The sequence below is a fragment of the uncultured Streptococcus sp. genome (assembly GCF_963545685.1).
Taxonomy (GTDB): Bacteria; Bacillota; Bacilli; order Lactobacillales; family Streptococcaceae; genus Streptococcus.
Window position 1 is genome coordinate 14723 of sequence record NZ_CAUUKN010000017.1, and the last position, 20726, is coordinate 35448.

Here is a 20726-nt window from a genome sequence, read left to right on the forward strand (position 1 = left end):
CATTATTTCTCGAATTCTGCTTTTGATTTAGTATCTGCATACTCTTCAGCGACCTCGCTCGAGAGGATGTCATCATAACTTGGTAATGGAATATCCTGACCATACTTGTTACGAAGGGCAGTTGTTACCAAGCGGTAAGCAAGGTTGGCGTTACGAGAAAGAATTGGGCCATGGAAGTAGCTACCAAAGACGTTCTTGTAGTGGACACCTTCCGTACCATCTTCCTTGTTATTGCCATTACCGTAGACCACCTTTCCAAGTGGCTTTTCATCATCAGAAAGGAAGGTACGACCTTGGTGATTTTCAAAGCCATAATAGGTTTCATTGAACTCTTCGTTATGAATTTTGATGTCACCGATATAACGGTTATTTTCTTGATTAAGAGTGTAGTGGCCCATGACGCCAATGCCATCGATACGAACCCCGTTAGCTTGGATGTAGTATTGTCCCAAAAGCTGGAAACCACCACAAATGGCTAGGATAACCTTATTATCTTGGATGAATTGATCAATAGCGTCACGTTTGGATGGGAGATCTTTGGCCACGATGGATTGTTCATAGTCTTGACCACCACCAAAGAAGACCATGTCGTAGTAGTCTTTGTCGAAGTCGTCCCCAACAGAAACGATGTCGAAGGTCATTTTAGCACCAAGCTTTTCCCCCACGTATTTCATCATTAGGACATTACCGTTGTCACCATAGGTATTGAGCAGATTACCATAAAGATGAGCAACATTTAGGTCGTAGGTATAGTCACGATTTTCTGGAGATTTGAGAGAAGTATAGGTCATTAGTTCATCTCCTTTCCGACAGCATGACGTTGGGCAAGAATATCACGAAACTCAAGCATGGCCGTATAGGTCGCTAGGATATAGGCATGGTCGCAGTCTTGCTTTTCAATTAGGGCCATAATATCTTCGAGTTTTTCTGCTTGTGTAATTTTGTTCTCTGGATAGCCAGTGACACGCAGACGGCGGGCAATTTCAGAGTGACGGACGCCACCAGCATTAATCTCAGGAATATCCATGTCGAGAATGCTTTCAAAGTTGGCATCCCAAATCCAGCTAGTATCAATACCATCAGCATAGTTGGCGTTAAGAAGGACTGACAAGCTAAATGGATAGTCTGCAAGTTTAATCATATCCAGAGCTTGGCTAGCTCCAACTGGATTCTTAATCAGTACCAGAGTACATGATTTATCACCGATTTTAAAGGTTTCTTGGCGTCCAAAGACAGCACGACTCTTATCAAAACCAGCTTTGATTTGCTCTGGAGCAACACCGAAGAATTCAGCGACAGAAACGGCAGCAAGAGCATTGTAGATGTTGTAGAGCCCTCCGACGTTAATCTTGTAATCTTGGCCATCAATGATAAATTCAGAAGTGGTATTGGTGATATTTGTCAGCTGCGTTAGCTTATAATCTAATTCTGGACGGTGGAAGTCACAGTTAAGGCACACATAGTCACCCAAGTTAGCGTAAGTATTAAGGTGATACTGAAGAATGCTCTCACACTTAGGACACACTATTCCTTCAGTATTATAGTGTGCAAGCTCTGGTGCATGTTTTTCAGTGTCAAAACCGTAGAAACGCACGGGATTGACTACCTCTTTAGAATTAAAGAGAGGACTGTCCCCATTAGCCAAAATAGTTGCCTCTGGCGCCTTAGCAGCACCATCTAAAATCATCTGATAAGTAGTGTAGATTTCACCGTAGCGGTCCATTTGGTCACGGAAAATATTTGTGAAGACAAAAAGACTTGGAGTGATGTATTCAGTGATTTTTGGAAGGCTAGCCTCGTCAATTTCCAAGACAGCGATTTTCTTACCAGACTTGGCTTTTTTAGCTGTTAGGAAAGTAGAAGTGATTCCTGTGATCATGTTGGCTCCACTAGGGTTGGTCACAATCTCACCAAAAGCTTCTTTAAGAATTCCTACTGTTAAAGCTGTTGTCAGAGTCTTACCATTGGTTCCAGTGACAACGACAATCTCGTAATCCTTGGCTAAAGTGTCTAAAATATCTTTGTCAAATTTAAGGGCGATTTTTCCAGGCAGGGTTGAGCCACGTCCCAATTTTGAAAGGACGAAATGGCTAGCTTTTCCCGCTAGAATTCCCATGGTAGTTTTCATAGTCATGAATTTATTTTATCACAAAAAGTAGTGATTGTAGTCTCAAAATAGTTAGAATTCGTGGTATAATAGAAACTGTTTAAAAATTAAAAGAAAGTGTGATATGTATGGGATTACTTTCGTCCATTGACATTGATTTTTGGCGGTCACTATTTGATAGTCCGTTGAAAGTTCTCGTCAATAGTTTGGACATATTGATTGTTGCTTTTTTAATTTATCGGTTTATTAGGGCTCTGAGAGGAACAAAAATCATGACCCTAGTCCAAGGGGTAGTCTTATTTATTTTTGTAAAGATTATCTCTGATTTTATTGGATTCACGACGATTTCTTATTTGATGAATCAGGTCATCAATTATGGCCCTATTGCAGCAGTCGTTATTTTTGCGCCAGAACTTCGTTCGGCACTTGAGACATTTGGACGGACACCTCAGCATTTTTTGCAAAATAAAGAGGTCAGTTCAGATGAAAAATTGGTTCAGGCCTTTGTTAAGGCCGTCAAGTATATGAGCCCGCGAAAGATTGGAGCCTTGGTTTCTATTGAACAGACCCAGACCTTACAAGAACAGATTGCGACAGGGATTCCGCTAGATGCGGTGGTGACAGGGGAACTTTTAATAAATATCTTCATCCCAAATACGCCGCTTCATGATGGTGCAGTAATCATAAGAGATAATAAGGTGGCAACAGCTTGTTCTTATCTGCCATTATCAGAGTCTAATAAGATTTCCAAGGAATTTGGGACAAGACACAGAGCTGCCATTGGTCTTTCAGAACAAACAGATGCACTTACCTTTGTCGTTTCTGAAGAAACGGGTGCGATTTCCATTGCTCACAAGGGCAATTTTTTGCACGACCTATCAGTTCAAGAATTTGAACAAGAGTTAAGTCTTATCTTGTTGAAAGAGCAGGAACCACGTCAGTCATTTTTCCAACGTTGGATGGGAGGTGGTGAAAAATGAAGCGTTTAGTAAGATTTTTCACAAATGATCGCTTGTGGCAGATAGTAGTTGCCCTCTTCTTTGCTGTCATACTTTTTTTCACAGCCTGGTCGGGGAATACGCAAAATAAAAATAATAGCTCAATTGCATCCAATACTTTCACGCAGACCGTTGAGTCGGTCCCTGTCGATATCAAATACGATAGTGATAAGTACTTTATCAGTGGCTATTCCTATGATGCTGAGGTCTATCTGACAGCGACGACACAATTGGCCTTGACGACTGAAGCAAATAGTGATACGCGTCACTTTAAATTGGTGGCTGATTTGTCAAATTTTGGTCAGGGTACTAGCCGCGTTTCTATTCAGGTCAAGGATCTTCCAAACGGCATGTCTGCACAGGTTTCACCATCGACCTTGACAGCAACCATAGGTAAAAAAGCTAGTAAGACATTTGATGTGGTTGCAAATATCACACCGGATAAGTTGGCTAATGGCTATGAAGTGAAAAAGGTTAGCTTGGATGAAACCAAGGTAGAGGTGACATCGAGCGAAGATATCATTAATCAAATTGATCACGTTCAGGCGGTATTGGAAGGCGATTCAGAGTTGTCCGAAGATTATAATGGAAACTTGGTTCTTCAAGCAGTTTCGTCTAATGGAACGGTTCTAGCTAGTTCGATTTCCCCAGCTAAGGTTCATGCTAAGATTAGTTTGAGAAAATTGAGTAAATCAGTTCCAGTTAAGGTAGAGTTGACTGGCGATAAGGCTAGCAACGTGTCTAGCATTAGTTATAGCTTTGATCGTGGGAATGTGACTATTGTTGGTAGTCAAGAAGCCATGGATAAAATCGATAGCATCACAGTCCCTGTAGACATTAGCCAAGTAACTAAGGATACATCAAAAACCGTAGAGCTTACAGCAGAGGGTGTCACAGTGCAACCAAGTACTGTGACGGTTAACTTGAAAGTCACGCAAAAGTGAGGGAGTTACATTTCCGTCAAATTTAGGTATAATAGATTGGATTGAGAGGGACTAATCTCATAAAAATGTAACCAATTAATAATGTTTTAAAACAAGGGTTGAAAATATTGGTGAAATCTTATAAAGTTAGATTATCTAGATAGGTTTCACTAGATTGGGTTGGCCCTTGCTAAACAGCATCAAAGTTTAAGGAGGATTTAGTGCACAGGCACTAATAGTAAAATAATGGGTAAATATTTTGGAACAGACGGTGTTCGTGGAGAAGCAAACGTTGAGCTTACGCCTGAATTGGCCTTCAAATTAGGTCGTTTTGGTGGTTATGTGCTTAGTCAACATGAAACTGGCCGTCCTAAAGTTTTTGTGGCTCGTGATACACGTATTTCTGGTGAGATGTTAGAATCTGCATTGGTAGCGGGACTGCTCTCAGTAGGTATCGAGGTCTACAAACTCGGAGTACTTGCGACACCAGGTGTATCATACTTGGTACGTACAGAAAATGCTAGTGCTGGTGTAATGATTTCAGCTAGCCACAATCCAGCTCTTGATAATGGTATCAAGTTCTTTGGTGGAGATGGCTTTAAATTGGATGATGCACGTGAAGCGGAAATTGAAGCTCTTCTAGATGCTGCAGAAGATACTCTTCCACGCCCATCAGCTGAAGGACTTGGGACGCTTGTAGATTATCCAGAAGGTCTTCGTAAATACGAAAAATTCTTGGTGGCTACTGGTCTTGACCTCGGTGGTATGAAGGTTGCCTTGGATGCAGCTAACGGTGCGGCTGCGGTATCTGCTCGTAACATTTTCCTTGACTTGAATGCAGAAATCGCTGTTATTGGTGATCAACCTGATGGCCTTAACATCAATGATGGTGTAGGTTCTACACACCCAGAGCAATTGCAGGCCTTAGTTAGAGAAACTGGTTCAGCAATCGGTCTTGCCTTTGATGGAGACAGTGACCGCCTCATTGCCGTTGATGAAAATGGCGATATTGTCGATGGTGACAAGGTGATGTACATCATTGGTAAATACTTATCTCAAAAAGGTGAGTTAGCTAAAAACACTATTGTTACAACAGTTATGTCAAACCTTGGTTTCCACAAGGCTCTCGACCGTGAAGGTATTAACAAGGCTGTGACTGCTGTTGGTGACCGTTACGTTGTTGAAGAAATGCGTAAAAACGATTATAATCTTGGTGGCGAACAGTCTGGTCACGTTATTATCATGGATTACAACACAACTGGTGATGGTCAATTGACAGCTATCCAATTGACTAAAGTCATGGTTGAAACAGGTAAGAGCTTGTCTGAATTGGCAGCAGAAGTGACTATTTACCCTCAAAAATTGGTTAATATCCGTGTGGAAAATAGCATGAAAGATAAAGCTATGGAAGTTCCTGCAATTGCTGCTATCATTGAAAAAATGGAAACTGAGATGGCTGGAAATGGTCGTATCTTGGTTCGTCCAAGTGGTACAGAGCCTCTCCTTCGTGTTATGGCAGAAGCACCAACAGATGATGAAGTGAACTACTACGTCGATACTATTGCCGATGTTGTTCGTGCAGAAATTGGATTGGACTAAGTATGATAGCTAAACTCAGAGGCTTTATGGCAACCGAAGTTTTCAAATATCTCTTCTTTGGGGTTTTGGCAACTTTGGTTTACATGCTTAGCCGTACCTTGATTTTTCAGTTGACCCAACAAGGGACCTTATCGGCTGTCTTGGCCAATGCGATTGCCATTATCTTTGCCTTTTTTACAAATGACATGTTTGTCTTTAATCAGGAAAAGACAGGTATGGCCAAGCGCTTTGTTAAGTTCGTAGGAGCCCGCCTTTTGACCTTGGTCTTGGATTTGGCATTAGCCTATTTCTTGGTGGATACTTATCCAGAAATTATTGGTCAATTCGTTGGTCACAGTCAGGCATGGGTAAATGGTATCGAAAGCCTATTTTCTCAGGTCCTTATCATTGTTTTGAACTATATTATTTCTAAATTCTTCGTCTTTACTGGCGAAAAAGTATAAACAAAAAGGAAGTTGTTAGGAAATGTGTTAAAAGCATTTCTTCCCAACCTCCTTTTTTGATATAATTGAAGAGACTTAAAAAATAGAAAGATGAAACATGTACGTACAATTATCTCAACGCCTCAAGGACGTAGCAACCTATGTTCCTAAAGGTGCAAAACTCTTGGATGTAGGAAGTGATCATGCCTATCTTCCGATTTATTTACTTGAAAAGGGCTTGATTACTTCAGCCATTGCTGGCGAAGTGGTAAAGGGCCCTTACGAATCAGCTCTCGCAAATGTCTCAGCTTCTGGTTTCAATGATAAAATCGACGTGCGTTTGGCTAATGGCTTGGCTGCCTTTGAGCCTTCTGATGCCGTTACAACTATTACGATTTGTGGTATGGGGGGACGTCTTATTGCGGATATTCTTGATGCAGGAAAGGAAAAACTTAAGTATGTAGATCGTCTGATTTTGCAACCAAATAATCGTGAAGATGATCTCCGTATCTGGTTGATGGAAAATGGTTTTACTATTGTTGCAGAAGCCATTATGACTGAAAATGGCAAATATTACGAAATCATAGTGGCAGAAGTTGGTCAAATGAATCTTTCAGAGAGGGAGATTCGCTTTGGCCCTCATCTTATGCAAGAGCAGTCTCAGGTTTTCCAACTCAAATGGCAACGTGAAATTAATAAATTAGAGATTGCCTTGGGATCTATCCCCCTTGCCAATCAGGATGACCGTGCAGTGATTGAAGAAAAAATTCAAACCATTAAGGAGGTTTTGGACCATGTTAGCTAGTGATCTTATCAAGTCTTATGAGGCCTTTTGTCCACCGGAACTTTCCATGGAGGGTGATGTAGTAGGTTTGCAGATTGGTAGTCTGGACAAGGATATTCAGAAGGTTATGGTCACCTTGGATGTTCGTGAAAATACGGTAGCTGAAGCAATTGACAAGGGTGTGGACCTCATTATTGCCAAGCATGCACCTATTTTCCGTCCTGTAAAGGATTTGGTGTCTTCGCCGGACCGTGATATTTTGCTTGACCTAGTTAAGCACGACATTGCTGTCTATGTCAGCCATACAAATATTGATGTCGTTGATGATGGCCTTAATGATTGGTTTTGTGACCTACTCGACATTAAGGATACTACTTATTTGACAGAGACTGCTGAAAATCAAGGAATCGGTCGAGTGGGTGATATTGTGCCACAGACGCTTGAAGAGCTTGCCCTTAAAGTCAAGGTTGTTTTTGGCTTAGATAGTATTCGTTTGGTTCGTTATAATCATGACAATCCTCTGGTTAACCGTGTGGCTATTTGCGGTGGTAGTGGCCAAGGATTTTACAAGGATGCTTTGAAAAAGGGAGCACAGGTCTTTATCACGGGTGATGTTTATTACCATACAGGTCAGGAGATGATTACTAACGGCCTCTTGGCTATTGACCCTGGTCACCATATCGAATCCCTCTTTATCTCAAAGGTTGCTGAGAAACTTGAGGCCTGGAAACTTGAGCATAATTGGAATGTGACTATACTTGAAAGTCAGTCATCAACTAATCCTTTTGATCATTTGTAGGAGGATTTGTTTATGAATTGGCTTTTACATCAAAATGTGGTTTTCTTGGCTTTTCTTGCAGGTCTCTTTACCTGGGCATGTACTATTGTTGGCTCAGCCATAGTTTTCTTCTTCAAGAATATTAGTCGTAAATTGCTAGACATCATGATGGGCTTTGCGGCTGGTGTCATGATTGCAGCCTCTTTTTGGTCACTCTTGGACCCTTCTTTAGCTTATGCCAGCCAAAATGGCTATGGGAAGTGGTCTTGGTTTCCAGCGGCAGCTGGCTTCCTACTTGGTGGTATCGCCCTTCGTTTGATTGATGCTGTCGTCCCTCACTTGCATTTGGGAAATGATATTTCAAAAGCGGAAGGCATTCAGCCTCGTAAGAAAAAATTATCAAAAACAGCCCTACTCTTTTTGGCTATTACCATTCATAACTTTCCAGAGGGCTTGGCAGTCGGGGTTACCTTTGGTGCCTTGGCCGGTGGTAATATGACACTCGCTGGTCTCATGGGAGCTATTGGGCTAGCTATCGGGATTGGTTTGCAGAATGTCCCTGAAGGTGCAGCCCTCTCAGTTCCTATTCGAGCAGATGGAAAATCTCGAATCAAGGCTTTCTATTGGGGTTCTATGTCAGCTATCGTGGAGCCTATCGGAGCTATCATGGGAGCTGCTCTTGTTATGTGGATGATGGCTATTATTCCTTATGCCTTGGCCTTTGCAGCAGGTGCCATGATTTTTGTGGTAACAGAGGAATTGATTCCCGAATCACAGACCAATGGTAATACTGACGTGGCAACCTTGGGACTTATGGTTGGCTTTGTAGTCATGATGGTCATGGATGTTGCCTTGGGATAAATGATTAATGATGAGCTGTGCCTATGTGTATAGGTCTCAGCTTTTTTCAAATAGATGGAGTTAGAGATGAAAATTGCAATTGTTGGAGCAGGTATTGTCGGTTCAACGGCTGCCTATTACCTATCAAAAGAAAAAGACGTAGAGGTTACTATTTTTGACCATGGTCTTGGACAAGCAACCAAGGCAGCAGCAGGGATTATCAGCCCCTGGTTTTCTAAACGCCGAAATAAGGCTTGGTATCGCATGGCTCGTTTAGGAGCTGATTTTTACCAAGAGTTAGCTTCAGATCTTGAAAATGATGGTTATGACACGAGCTTTTATGATCAGTCTGGTGTGGCCCTTCTCAAGAAAGACGATAGTAAATTGGATGGTTTGTATCAGCATGCTGAGACTAGGCTAGAAGAGTCACCTATTATTGGTGAACTCTCTCTAAAAAATGCTGATGACCTCCCTGAATTCACTGGATTTGACCGTTATCTCTATGCTTCTGGAGGAGCCAGAGTCGAAGGGGCAGAATTGACAGCGACTTTGATTGAGGCCTCTGGTTTTGAAAAGATAAAAGGTCAAGTTACACTCTCTCCTCTTGACAACGGTACTTATGAGATTAACGGTCAAACTTTTGACAAGGTCATTCTCGCTTGTGGTGCCTGGCTAGGTCAAACACTTGACCCCCTTGGTTTTGAAGTAGATGTTCGCCCCCAAAAGGGTCAATTACGAGATTATTTCTTTGAGGGCTTAGATACTGGTAAGTTGCCTGTTCTGATGCCAGAGGGAGAATTAGATATCATTCCTTTTGCGGGTGGAAAGATTTCGGTAGGGGCCAGTCACGAAAATGACAAAGGCTTTGATTTGACGGTTGATGAATCTGTTCTAGAAGGTCTGGAGGAGGAGGCTAAGACCTATTTCCCTAACTTAAGTACTGTCAAGTCCTGCTCTGAACGTGTGGGAACTAGAGCATATACCAGTGACTTCTCGCCTTTCTTTGGAGAAGTTCCAGAGCTTAAAAACGTCTTCGTTGCCTCAGGTTTAGGATCTTCAGGGCTTACAACTGGCCCACTTATTGGAAAAAATCTAGTTGATTTGGTCATGAACCGCTCTGGTAGCTTGGACAGTACAGATTATCCAGTGACTCAATACGTTAAGAAGAAAGTCCAATAGTTGTAAAGCCCTTCAATATATTAAGATTTAAGAATCAGTAAGCTATTTCTCTTTATCGAGAGATGTTTGCTGATTCTTTTTTATTAGAATCATTTACATCTATTTCTTATTTAATTAGAAGATGATAAAATAGTAAGTGTTCATCGCTTGTAGGTGAATACTAATAAAAATGGGAGGGGACTATGTTCCAAAAAGTTAAAATTTATATGGCAGCCTTACTAGCCATGCTGGTTATCAGTTTAGGCTTGTCAGTCAAAGCAGTAGCAGCCGAAGATTTAGCTGTAACAAAGACAAGTATTGTCTTGGAGAGCTATGAGTTTGGGCCAGCTGTAACCAAAGTCATTTTTGAATTTAACCAGAAGGTCACGCCTGAGGTTGTCCACAGCTCAACTCAGGTTACAACAGCAGGAGTTAGTCGTCAGGTAACGAATTCTTATGTGTCCGATGATAAGGGGCATGTAGTCTATTATGATAATAGCAAGTATGTGACACTTGAATTGAGTTTACCGTCTTACAATCGCTATAACATGGGTGGAAATGCTGAACCTATGTATTTTAACCTTACTACATGGACCAACCAATGGCTGGAAAGTTACATGGTATCAATGAAAGATTTGTCAGTAGTGACAGAAGGTAGTAGTCAGTCGCAGATGATTTCATCTGAGCAGGATGCCATCAACAATCGTTTAATGCCAACTACGGAGGTTTTCGACGAGCGAGGACAGGTTGGCAATATGCAGTACGCAGCCTATAGTGCTCAGACTGGTACAGGTAATAGCACCAAACCTTTAATTGTTTGGCTACACGGAATTGGTGAGAGAGGGACAGATATGAATATTCCCCTTCTTTCAAATGACGTTTATGCGCTTACCCAGCCTGATATTCAAGGCCATTTCCTAACGACTGGTGACCAGGCGCGTGGAGTCAATGTATTAGCTGTTCAAAGCCAGACGCCATGGGGGGCGGATAATGCAGCACAACTCAAAGAAACCATTGATAGCTACCTTTCTAATCACCCAGAAGTAGATAAGGGACGTATCTATTTGGCTGGTGCATCCAACGGTGGTGGTATGGTATTGACCATGGGAGCAACCTACCCAGACTATTTTGCAGCACTCATTCCAATTGCTGCTCCCCTAACTGTTGACCAATCTGGGATTGATAAACTTAAGAATCAGCCTATGTGGTTGATTCATACGAAGGCAGACGCAACAGTACAACCAGAAAATAGTGCTCTACCTTTATACAAGAGTCTGATTACTTCAGGAGCAACGAACAAATGGTTCTCATACTTTGAAACAGCAACAGGAACTGATCTCCCTGGCACAGAGTATGACGGTCATTGGGCTTGGATTTATTTCTTCCATGACCAGGTGATTGGTGTTCAGCATCCTGAAAATACGAAAAATTGGGACGGTTATAGTGGTATGGTAGCCACTGACCCAACCAATGGTGGTGGTTCTCGTGCTAGTGTCAATGGACAAACATATAACAGTATTTTTGACTGGATGAGTGCACAAAGACACTAAGAGGATGAAAATCACTCTTCTCAAGAGTAATATTGCAAGAAAAGGATTTCAATTGAAGTCCTTTTTCCATTTCATTAAGAAAATGGACACCTTTGATTTTCTTAATGAAAGCTTAATAGCTCAGGCTTTGTCGTGACAAGGGGCCTGAAAAATGCTAAAATAAAGGTAATATATTAGAGAAAAAAGGAGCCTTCTTATGAAAGGTATTATTCTTGCCGGCGGTTCAGGGACGCGTTTGTATCCACTAACACGTGCCGCATCCAAACAACTGATGCCGATTTATGATAAACCAATGATTTACTACCCACTGTCAACGCTCATGTTGGCTGGAATCAAGGAAATTCTCATCATCTCAACACCACAGGACCTTCCACGTTTTGAAGAGCTCCTTGGCGATGGTTCAGAGTTTGGTATTTCCCTTTCTTACGCTGTACAACCAAGTCCAGATGGCCTGGCTCAAGCTTTTATCATTGGTGAAGACTTCATCGGTGATGACAGCGTTGCTCTTGTGCTCGGAGACAACATTTTCCATGGCAATGGTCTTTCTGCAATGCTTCAACGTGCTGAAGCTAAGGAAAAAGGTGCTACAGTCTTTGGCTACCAAGTTAAAGACCCAGAACGTTTTGGTGTGGTTGAGTTTGATGAAGATATGAATGCCATCTCAATCGAAGAAAAACCAGAACATCCAAAATCCAACTTTGCTGTAACTGGTCTTTATTTCTATGACAATGATGTTGTGGAAATTGCTAAAAACATCAAACCAAGTCCTCGTGGAGAGCTTGAAATCACTGATGTTAACAAGGCTTACTTAGATCGTGGAGATCTTTCTGTTGAGCTGATGGGACGTGGCTTTGCTTGGTTGGATACAGGCACTCACGAGAGTCTCTTGCAAGCGGCGCAGTACATTGAAACAGTTCAACGTTTGCAAAATGTCCAAGTGGCTAACCTTGAAGAAATTGCCTATCGCATGGGTTACATCACTAAAGAACAGGTCCTCGAATTGGCACAACCGCTTAAGAAAAATGAATACGGACAATATTTGCTCCGTTTGATTGGAGAAGCATAATGACTGAACAATTTTTTGGAAAAGAACTAGCTGCACGTAAGATTGAGGCCATTCCAGGCTTGCTTGAATTTGATATTCCAGTACACGGGGACAACCGTGGTTGGTTTAAGGAAAACTTCCAAAAAGAAAAAATGTTGCCGCTTGGTTTTCCAGAATCATTCTTTGCAGAAGGAAAATTACAAAACAACGTTTCTTTCTCACGTAAAAATGTTTTGCGTGGTTTGCACGCTGAGCCTTGGGATAAATACATCTCAGTAGCAGATGAAGGAAAGGTTCTTGGAACATGGGTTGATCTTCGTGAAGGCGAAACTTTTGGGAATACTTACCAAACAGTCATTGATGCCTCAAAAGGAATCTTCGTTCCTCGTGGTGTTGCCAATGGTTTCCAAGTTTTGTCTGATAAGGTCTCATACAGCTATCTTGTGAACGACTACTGGGCACTTGAACTCAAACCAAAATACGCCTTTGTCAACTATGCAGATCCAAGCCTTGATATCAAGTGGGAAAACTTAGAAGAAGCAGAGGTCTCAGAAGCAGATAAGAACCACCCACTGCTCAAAGACGTCAAACCCCTAAAAGCAGAAGATTTGTAAAAACGAACTTTGCGCAGCGGTATCGCGACTGCAAGGAGCGTTATTAGATTGTTCCTGCCCTAGTGAAAACAAGATTCCCTTGGGAATCTTGTAGGGAAATCCGGAGACTTCGGCTCCGGATTTAGCCATGAAACCGAAGGGTTGCTGGCGTCCCTCACTAGCTAAAGGAACAATCCAAGGAAAAAACTATTTGGAGAAAAAATGACTGAATATAAAAACATTATCGTAACCGGTGGCGCAGGTTTCATCGGTTCAAACTTCGTACACTATGTCTACAACAATCATCCAGACGTTCATGTGACTGTCCTTGACAAACTCACATATGCTGGTAACCGTGCCAACATTGAAGAAATCCTTGGTGACCGTGTTGAATTGGTTGTTGGTGATATTGCTGATGCTGAATTGGTTGATAAATTGGCTGCTAAGGCTGATGCCATCGTTCACTATGCAGCCGAAAGCCACAATGACAATTCATTGAACGACCCATCACCATTTATCCACACAAACTTTATTGGTACTTACACACTCTTGGAAGCTGCTCGTAAATACGATATTCGTTTCCACCACGTGTCAACAGACGAAGTGTATGGTGACCTTCCATTGCGTGAAGATCTTCCTGGACATGGTGAAGGTCCTGGTGAAAAATTTACTGCAGAAACCAAATACAACCCATCATCACCTTATTCATCAACTAAGGCTGCTTCAGACCTTATTGTTAAAGCATGGGTTCGTTCATTTGGTGTTAAGGCAACGATCTCAAACTGCTCAAACAACTATGGACCATACCAACACATCGAAAAGTTCATCCCACGTCAAATCACCAATATCTTGTCAGGTATTAAACCAAAACTTTATGGTGAAGGTAAAAACGTCCGTGACTGGATTCACACTAACGACCACTCAACTGGTGTTTGGGCCATCCTTACTAAGGGCCGTATCGGTGAAACTTACTTGATCGGTGCTGATGGTGAAAAGAACAACAAGGAAGTGCTTGAACTCATCCTTGAAAAAATGGGTCAACCAAAAGATGCCTACGACCGTGTAACAGACCGTGCTGGTCACGATTTGCGTTACGCTATTGATTCAACAAAATTGCGTGAAGAACTCGGTTGGGAACCACAATTCACAAACTTCGAATCAGGTTTGGAAGAAACAATCAAGTGGTACACTGATCACCAAGACTGGTGGAAAGCTGAAAAAGAAGCTGTTGAAGCTAACTACGCTAAGACACAAGAAGTGCTTAAATAATTGGAAGATCTATCACTTATAAGCTAGTGATAGATCTTTCTATTAAGAATTGTTAGGAGAGATGATGAATAGGAAAGAATGGATTGAATATTTTGAAGCGATTAATAATCGTAAGCCCACTATCCAGGAGTGTCAGCAGGCTCTTTTAAATGGTGAATTTGTTATGGAAGGAAGGCAGGCTACTTTTTCGAGTAATGGTAATTCCGTGACTGGAGGAGCCATGCCTTCACCATATCAAATGACTGGTCAAATGGTCAATCAAGCCTCTGCACAGCAGACTGTCTTTGTTAAACAGAAAAAGTTTGGTAAAAAGACTTTTATAGGTCTTGCCATAGCTTTACTTCTTGTCCTAGCAACAAGCCTTGCCTTCTTTTTGTTTTCTTCCAGAGGAACAAACTTGAGTGGTTTGTGGGTAAATAGTAATAATGCTGGTTTGGTTTATGATTTAAGTGGGAAGAAGTCAAAACTCGTTGCAGGCCATAGGGAAGAAGAAATCAAAGAAGTCTCTATTGGTAAGAAAGCTAGACAGAAATTTGAAGAAAACTTAGTGGACGTCAGTGATTCAAAACTCAAAACTATTGCTGATTTTGACAAGAAATACCAATTACAGACCAAAGAGATTATATTGGTAAAGACGGAAGTGTTTGGTTACTACAATCTGATTCAGAAGGATGGGACAAACTTAGTTCTAGATTTATTCTTAACAGACCTCTACTACGGATCAAGAAGTACCAAAGATTTAAAAAAGACATGTCTTTTTCATAAGGCAGGGGTTCCCAAAGTTTTTGTTGGAAACTGGAAGACATTTGATGATGAAGATGAATCAGAAGGAGAAGGGACTATCTCTGAAAATGGTGTTATGACTACAGATTCTGATGGTATAGATATCTTAATTGCTAAACCTTTAAAAGAATATCTGGTGGATCAATCAGGCAGCGTAGATAATGGTAAGGTGCAAAAAGAGTTTGCTAAAATACAGAAGTTTCTTAAGTCACATGGTTATCAAGCTAAGAGTGTTAATGACATCTACCACAATGCGGGAAAATCATACCTTTATGTAGTTGTAGATGGTGGTAAGCGCATTATTATCTTGGAGGATAGCTTCAAGCTTCTCTCTTATACAGGTTATCTTGAAAGAGAAGACACGCGCTAATCACGATATCTCTATCAGATAAGATAAGAAGTACTTAAATAATAGTCAAGAGTCTATCATTCCTATGGGAGTGATAGATTTTTTTGGCTACAGGGAAATATTAACTTATAACAGTGATACAAATGATTACAAAAATATTACTAAAATTACATAAATAACTTGATTTTTGTAACAGAATAGATATAATAGACATATAGAAAAGAGGTTTATGAAAATGAAAAGTAAAGTTATCCGTGTTTGTTTACTTGTTTTGTTATCTGTAGCTGTCTCTGGGGTTCTTGTCGGATGTGGCTCTAAGTCAGAAAAAGACACTGCGTCATCATCTACCACTTCAACTTCTAAAGTAGTAAAGTCATCAGCAAAGACCAAAACAGCTGAAAGGAAATCTGATAAAAAGGCCAAGTCAGAAGCTTCAAAGGATTCTCAAGGCCAAGACCTAGCAAGTGATTCTGAATCTAGCTCAGGAAAAGATCAAGCCACAGCAGGAACCGATGCTCAAGCAGGAGCAAGTAGTAGTGCTGCTTCTGACTCAAGCAAGTCTAGTCAAGCAAGACCTGATACCCAAAGTGACTTTCCTGTTCCAGCAGCTTTGGTTGGAACTTGGACTGGTACCAGTCCTCAAGCAACAGATATTAGTTTTACAGTTGATGCTGATGGCAACATTACTTCAAAGGCGAATTTCAATGTTGATTACGAACCCTATCGTCAAAGCTCAACAACTGCAAAAGCTGTTCAGATTTCTGGTAATCTCTACGTTTGGGAAGGTGGCGATTTTTCAACCTTGCTTCCTGGTATTACTGGACTAGGGGGAGCTGGTTTCCAAGCTAAGCCTGGTTTTATTCTTGAAAATGGAACCTATACGCCAGTTCAATTTATCTCTGATTTGGGACCAACCTTTGATTATAGCAACTATAATGCTTTCCCATTTTCATTAACAAAATAAAGTAAAGAAGCTATCTGGAGAGATGGTTTCTTTTTTTGCTTCAAACTCCTCTTTTTCAAGGTCTCATTTCTGCTTAAAAAATGGTAGAATAGTTACATGCAAACAAAACCAACGTCAGCTTATGTGCATATTCCATTTTGCACACAAATTTGTTATTATTGTGACTTTTCCAAGGTCTTTATTAAAAATCAGCCCGTTGATGACTACCTACGGGCTTTGATTCGTGAGTGGGAGCTTTTAGATATCAAGGAGCTTCGTACCCTTTATATTGGTGGGGGGACCCCAACGGCTATTTCTGCCGAGCAATTGGACTACCTTTTAAGTCATCTTCAGAAGAACTTGGATTTGTCTAAGCTGGAGGAGTTTACCATTGAGGCCAATCCTGGTGATTTGACGGTTGATAAGATTGAAGTACTCAAAAAATCTGCTGTTAATCGGGTGTCTTTAGGGGTTCAGACCTTTGATGACAAGCACTTGCGTCAAATTGGTCGCAGCCACAATCAAGCACAGATTTATGAAAGCATTGATAGCTTGAAGTCTGCTGGTTTCCATAATATTTCCATTGACCTCATTTATGCTCTACCTGGTCAAACCATGGATCAGGTCAAGGAAAATGTGAGAAAGGCACTGGAACTGGATATTCCACATCTAAGTCTCTACAGTTTGATATTGGAACATCACACGGTCTTTATGAATAAGATGCGTCGGGGTAAGCTTAATCTACCAACTGAGGACTTGGAAGCAGAGATGTTTGACTATATTATCCAAGAGTTGGAAAAAAATGGTTTTGAGCACTACGAGATTTCTAACTTTACCAAACCTGGGATGGAGAGTCGACATAATCTCATGTATTGGAATAATGATGAGTACTATGGAGTTGGTGCTGGGGCCTCTGGTTATGTCAATGGTGTTCGTTACCGTAATCGAGGGCCTATCCAACATTACTTAAAAGCTATAGCAGAGGATGGCCATGCTAGACTTAATGAAGAACATCTGACTAAGGCGGAGATGATGGAGGAGGAGTTCTTCCTTGGTTTACGTAAAAAGTCGGGTGTGTCTATCAAACGGTTTGAAGAGAAGTTTGGTTTGTCATTTGCGGATACCTATGGAGACATTGTGGAAAAACTACAGGCAGATGGTCTCTTGGTCAAGGCTCCAGAGGTCGTTCGTATGACCAAACGTGGACTCTTTCTGGGGGATAGTGTCGCTGAGCAATTTATCTTGGAGGATTAGATGGGATTAAAATTTAGTATTCCTTATCAGATTCCGTTTTATGAGACGGACATCACGCATCATGTGAAATTACCACACTTATTGGCATTTTCACTGCAAGTATCTGGCATGCAGTCAGAGTCTTTGGGTAATACGGATAAGGACGTTTTTAATAATTACGGTCTCGTTTGGATTGTTACAGACTATGCTATTGAGATTGACCGCCTGCCTCGCTACAATGAAAAGGTGACCATTACAACGGAAGCCATATCCTATAATAAAATTTTTTGTTATCGTAATTTTTACATCACAGATGAAGCTGGTCAGCAAATCATGCTCTTTAAGACTACTTTTGCCCTCATGGATTATGAGACCCGTAAGGTTGCTGAGGTGCCAAATGAGGTGGTAGCACCTTATGGAGCTGAAAAAACTAAAAAGTTGCTTCGAGGGCCTCGCTATAAGGCTTTAGAAAATCCGCTTGAGACTTTTTATCGTGTACGCTATTTTGACCTAGATATGAACGGTCACGTTAATAATAGTAAGTACTTGGAGTGGATGTTGGATGTTTTCGATTTGGACTTTTTGACCAAGTACACACCAGCCCATATTGATCTCAAGTACGTTAAGGAAATTCATCATGGTTCAGAAATTTATTCTAGCTATGAGTTTGACCAAGACAATTTGAGCAGTCAACACCAGATTTGTGTTGATGGTAATGTTCATGCCCAGGCCATTATTCAATGGAAAGAAATAGGAGACGAGTAAGATGACATATAAAGGTTATTTGATTGATTTAGATGGAACAATTTATAAGGGGAAGGATCGTATTCCTGAAGGGGAGGCCTTTGTTAAGGAGTTGCAGAAGCGTCAGATTCCCTATCTTTTTGTGACTAATAACAGTATGCGTACACCAGAGATGGTCCAAGAGCTTTTGCGTAATCAGTGCGAGTTGGAAACGCCTCTTGAAACGATTTATACAGCAACATTGGCGACAGTTGACTACATGAATGATATGAATCGTGGTAAGACTGTTTATGTTATTGGTGAGACTGGGCTTAAATCTGCTATTGCGGATGCGGGTTATACGGTAGATGAGGAAAATCCTGCTTATGTGGTAGTGGGATTGGATCGTGACGTCACTTATGAAATGCTGGTTACAGCAACCCTTGCTATCCAAAAAGGGGCTATGTTTATTGGAACAAACCCAGATTTGAACATCCCAACAGAACGGGGTCTGCTTCCAGGTGCTGGTTCCCTCTTGGCCCTTATCGAGGCAGCGACGCGTGTGAAACCAATTGTTATTGGTAAACCTGAAGCAGTCATCATGAATAAAGCCTTAGATATCCTTGGTACAGAACGTAACCAGACTATCGTAGTTGGCGATAATTATTTGACTGATATTACAGCTGGCATTAAAAATGACTTTCCAACACTTCTTGTGACAACCGGTTTCACCATGGCAGAAGAGGTTGCAAATCTACCTGTCAAACCAGACCATGTACTTTCTAGTCTAGCGGAGTGGGATTTTGATGCGCACTAAGATTGAAGCTGTTCTGACTCCCATTTGGCTCCTGGCCTTGTCTATTCTGGTTACGATTTATCTAGCATGGGGCTTCTATTATTTTGATATTGACTGGATGCATCTTTTGAACTATGTCATTATCGGAAAGACGGAGCTTTGGCATAACTTCAATGTCCTCATGCAATACCTGACCTTTCCTTGGGTGGGTCGTCTGGCCATGCCTGATTTTCCGTCGTCAGAGAGTGGCCTTAAGCATTTTCATGATGTTAAGTGGCTCTTTCATTTGGTTCAGGGGCTTGTTATCCTACTGGCTTATCCAGCTATGAGTTTTCTTTGGCGAAATGTGAAGAAGGGGACCTTTGGTCTTTATCGTAGACTTTATCTGAGTCTAGCTGTTTTACCAATCCTTATTGGAGTAGTGGGACTTTTCCTAGGATTTGATCAGTTCTTCATCCTCTTTCATGAGGCTCTCTTTCCTGGAGATAGTAGTTGGCTCTTTAATCCAATGTTGGACCCGATTATAAATGTTTTGCCTGAAGAGTATTTCCTTCAATGTTTTGTGATTTTCTTTATTATTTATGAGGGAATCATGGTGGGGTTGACCTGGCTAGCCCATAAGCAGGTGAAAGGCTATTTAAAAAATAAGGAGTAATTATGTCTATTCGTGATAACCATTTACATACCCATCATTCCTATGATTCGGATGCGGATTTTACTGATTATTTGACACATTTTGATGGAGAGATTGTAACGACAGAGCATTATGATCTCTCTAATCCTTACACGAAACAGGACGATGTGCCAGAGTACGAGGCTTATAGTCACGAGATTGAAAATCTCAACCTCAAGTATGGCAATCGTATTAAACGAGGCATCGAGATTGGTTATTACCAGCCTAGAGAAAGCGATATTTTAGACTTTTTGGATGGTAAGGACTATGATCTCAAACTGCTTTCTGTTCACCATAATGGGGTTAATGATTATCTTGATGATGAGGTGGCTGATATGGACAAGGCTAGCATTATTCAAGAATATCTGGACAAGTTGGAGTATGCTATTGGTCGTGTGGACGCAGATGTTCTGGCCCACTTTGACTACGGTTTCCGACTTTTTGATGTGACTGTTGATGAGCTAAAAGCCTATGAGAATCAGCTTGAACGTATTTTTAAGAAAATGATTGCTAATGATTTGGCTTTTGAGCTGAATTCAAAGAGCATGTACCTTTATCATCATGAAGATCTTTATCGTTATGCCTTGGGCCTTGTTAAGGATTTGGGTTGTTGCAAGTATTCTATTGGCTCTGATGGGCATAAGTTAGAACATTTCCGTCTGAACTTTGATAAGATTCAGGAGCTCTTGAGAGAATTTGACATTACAGAAGATATGATTATCTAGCGTAGACAGCTTCAATTGAGGCTGTCTTTTCTTAAGGAAAACTTAAAGGAAAAGCGTTGTTATGGGATTTATAGAAGATTTTAAGTTTTGCTTGTTATGCTAATTTCAAGCAAAAGGAACTTATGGTTTCTATCTTATCTTTTACAATTGGAGGTTTTCTATGAAATTCTTAAAAAGGCATGCTTATGCCTTACTATTTACCCTTTTTCTGATGGGGGCAAATGTTTATTCTCTTTTAAAGGTCTTTGTCATTCCCTCAGCAGTCTCAACGGTTTCGGCTAATACGACTAGCTCAAGCACAGCTTCGTCGACAGCATCTACCAGCACTGGAACGGTCACTAAGACGGATACGACTTATAAAGATGACAATATGGAAATTGAAATCACGACGGGTAAAACCAGTGATACCACTTACTATGTTGCTGATATCAAGCT

The 20726-nt window shown here is 41.1% G+C and carries 21 protein-coding genes and 1 pseudogene; 20 read left to right on the forward strand and 2 right to left on the reverse strand.

Annotation, left to right across the window (positions count from 1 at the left end; all coding sequences use genetic code 11):
• Nucleotides 1-2 precede the first annotated feature (2 nt).
• Nucleotides 3-791: a lipid II isoglutaminyl synthase subunit GatD gene (gatD, locus tag RWZ99_RS04870; protein ID WP_314676785.1), complete on the reverse strand. Its 789-nt coding sequence runs from the start codon at nucleotides 789-791 to the stop codon at nucleotides 3-5.
• Nucleotides 791-2134, reverse strand: coding sequence for a lipid II isoglutaminyl synthase subunit MurT (gene murT, locus RWZ99_RS04875; protein ID WP_314676786.1), 1344 nt, complete (start codon nucleotides 2132-2134; stop codon nucleotides 791-793). The genes gatD and murT overlap by 1 nt, the downstream gene beginning before the upstream one ends.
• A 101-nt stretch (nucleotides 2135-2235) precedes the next feature.
• Here murT and cdaA point away from each other — a divergent pair, with 101 nt between their 5' ends.
• The 20 genes and pseudogenes from cdaA to RWZ99_RS04975 all read left to right on the forward strand — a co-directional run.
• Nucleotides 2236-3087 (forward strand): diadenylate cyclase CdaA, encoded by an 852-nt coding sequence (cdaA, locus tag RWZ99_RS04880; RefSeq protein ID WP_314676788.1) that lies wholly within the window; start codon nucleotides 2236-2238, stop codon nucleotides 3085-3087.
• The gene (locus tag RWZ99_RS04885) at nucleotides 3084-4049 is read left to right on the forward strand and encodes a CdaR family protein (RefSeq protein ID WP_314676789.1); all 966 of its coding nucleotides are present in this window, start codon (nucleotides 3084-3086) and stop codon (nucleotides 4047-4049) included. Before cdaA ends, RWZ99_RS04885 begins: the two co-directional genes overlap by 4 nt.
• A gap of 225 nt (nucleotides 4050-4274) precedes the next feature.
• On the forward strand, nucleotides 4275-5627 hold the full coding sequence (glmM, locus tag RWZ99_RS04890) for a phosphoglucosamine mutase (RefSeq protein ID WP_314676791.1): 1353 nt from the start codon (nucleotides 4275-4277) through the stop codon (nucleotides 5625-5627).
• 2 nt (nucleotides 5628-5629) lie between these two features.
• Complete coding sequence (locus RWZ99_RS04895; protein ID WP_314676793.1) at nucleotides 5630-6070, forward strand: GtrA family protein; 441 nt, start codon at nucleotides 5630-5632, stop codon at nucleotides 6068-6070.
• A gap of 97 nt (nucleotides 6071-6167) precedes the next feature.
• Nucleotides 6168-6854 (forward strand): tRNA (adenine(22)-N(1))-methyltransferase TrmK, encoded by a 687-nt coding sequence (locus tag RWZ99_RS04900; protein WP_314676794.1) that lies wholly within the window; start codon nucleotides 6168-6170, stop codon nucleotides 6852-6854.
• The gene (locus RWZ99_RS04905; protein WP_314676796.1) at nucleotides 6844-7632 is read left to right on the forward strand and encodes a Nif3-like dinuclear metal center hexameric protein; all 789 of its coding nucleotides are present in this window, start codon (nucleotides 6844-6846) and stop codon (nucleotides 7630-7632) included. Before RWZ99_RS04900 ends, RWZ99_RS04905 begins: the two co-directional genes overlap by 11 nt.
• A 12-nt stretch (nucleotides 7633-7644) precedes the next feature.
• Complete coding sequence (locus tag RWZ99_RS04910) at nucleotides 7645-8472, forward strand: ZIP family metal transporter (protein WP_314676798.1); 828 nt, start codon at nucleotides 7645-7647, stop codon at nucleotides 8470-8472.
• 66 nt (nucleotides 8473-8538) lie between these two features.
• Complete coding sequence (locus tag RWZ99_RS04915) at nucleotides 8539-9630, forward strand: FAD-binding oxidoreductase (protein WP_314676799.1); 1092 nt, start codon at nucleotides 8539-8541, stop codon at nucleotides 9628-9630.
• A 182-nt stretch (nucleotides 9631-9812) separates the two neighbouring features.
• Complete coding sequence (locus RWZ99_RS04920; protein ID WP_314676800.1) at nucleotides 9813-11159, forward strand: acyl-CoA thioester hydrolase/BAAT C-terminal domain-containing protein; 1347 nt, start codon at nucleotides 9813-9815, stop codon at nucleotides 11157-11159.
• 196 nt (nucleotides 11160-11355) lie between these two features.
• On the forward strand, nucleotides 11356-12225 hold the full coding sequence (rfbA, locus tag RWZ99_RS04925) for a glucose-1-phosphate thymidylyltransferase RfbA (protein ID WP_314676802.1): 870 nt from the start codon (nucleotides 11356-11358) through the stop codon (nucleotides 12223-12225).
• Nucleotides 12225-12818: a dTDP-4-dehydrorhamnose 3,5-epimerase family protein gene (locus RWZ99_RS04930; protein WP_037600997.1), complete on the forward strand. Its 594-nt coding sequence runs from the start codon at nucleotides 12225-12227 to the stop codon at nucleotides 12816-12818. Before rfbA ends, RWZ99_RS04930 begins: the two co-directional genes overlap by 1 nt.
• Nucleotides 12819-13019: 201 nt before the next feature.
• Complete coding sequence (gene rfbB, locus RWZ99_RS04935; protein WP_002884100.1) at nucleotides 13020-14066, forward strand: dTDP-glucose 4,6-dehydratase; 1047 nt, start codon at nucleotides 13020-13022, stop codon at nucleotides 14064-14066.
• A 64-nt stretch (nucleotides 14067-14130) separates the two neighbouring features.
• Nucleotides 14131-15219 (forward strand): hypothetical protein, encoded by a 1089-nt coding sequence (locus RWZ99_RS04940; RefSeq protein ID WP_314676805.1) that lies wholly within the window; start codon nucleotides 14131-14133, stop codon nucleotides 15217-15219.
• Nucleotides 15220-15427: 208 nt separating this feature from the next.
• Nucleotides 15428-16162, forward strand: a complete 735-nt coding sequence (locus tag RWZ99_RS04945; RefSeq protein ID WP_314676806.1) for a hypothetical protein — start codon at nucleotides 15428-15430, stop codon at nucleotides 16160-16162.
• Nucleotides 16163-16258: 96 nt separating this feature from the next.
• Nucleotides 16259-17395, forward strand: a complete 1137-nt coding sequence (hemW, locus tag RWZ99_RS04950; RefSeq protein ID WP_314676807.1) for a radical SAM family heme chaperone HemW — start codon at nucleotides 16259-16261, stop codon at nucleotides 17393-17395.
• Nucleotides 17396-18139: an acyl-ACP thioesterase domain-containing protein gene (locus tag RWZ99_RS04955; protein ID WP_314676808.1), complete on the forward strand. Its 744-nt coding sequence runs from the start codon at nucleotides 17396-17398 to the stop codon at nucleotides 18137-18139. It begins immediately after the preceding gene.
• A gap of 1 nt (nucleotide 18140) precedes the next feature.
• Nucleotides 18141-18914 carry a TIGR01457 family HAD-type hydrolase gene (locus tag RWZ99_RS04960; protein ID WP_314676809.1) on the forward strand — a complete coding sequence of 258 codons (774 nt, stop codon included), beginning with the start codon at nucleotides 18141-18143 and terminating at the stop codon, nucleotides 18912-18914.
• On the forward strand, nucleotides 18904-19548 hold the full coding sequence (locus tag RWZ99_RS04965) for a TIGR01906 family membrane protein (RefSeq protein WP_314676810.1): 645 nt from the start codon (nucleotides 18904-18906) through the stop codon (nucleotides 19546-19548). Before RWZ99_RS04960 ends, RWZ99_RS04965 begins: the two co-directional genes overlap by 11 nt.
• Nucleotides 19549-19556: 8 nt before the next feature.
• Nucleotides 19557-20291 (forward strand): PHP domain-containing protein, encoded by a 735-nt coding sequence (locus RWZ99_RS04970; RefSeq protein ID WP_314676811.1) that lies wholly within the window; start codon nucleotides 19557-19559, stop codon nucleotides 20289-20291.
• 160 nt (nucleotides 20292-20451) lie between these two features.
• Nucleotides 20452-20726 (forward strand): annotated as a pseudogene (locus tag RWZ99_RS04975) (phosphodiester glycosidase family protein); the annotation flags it as partial.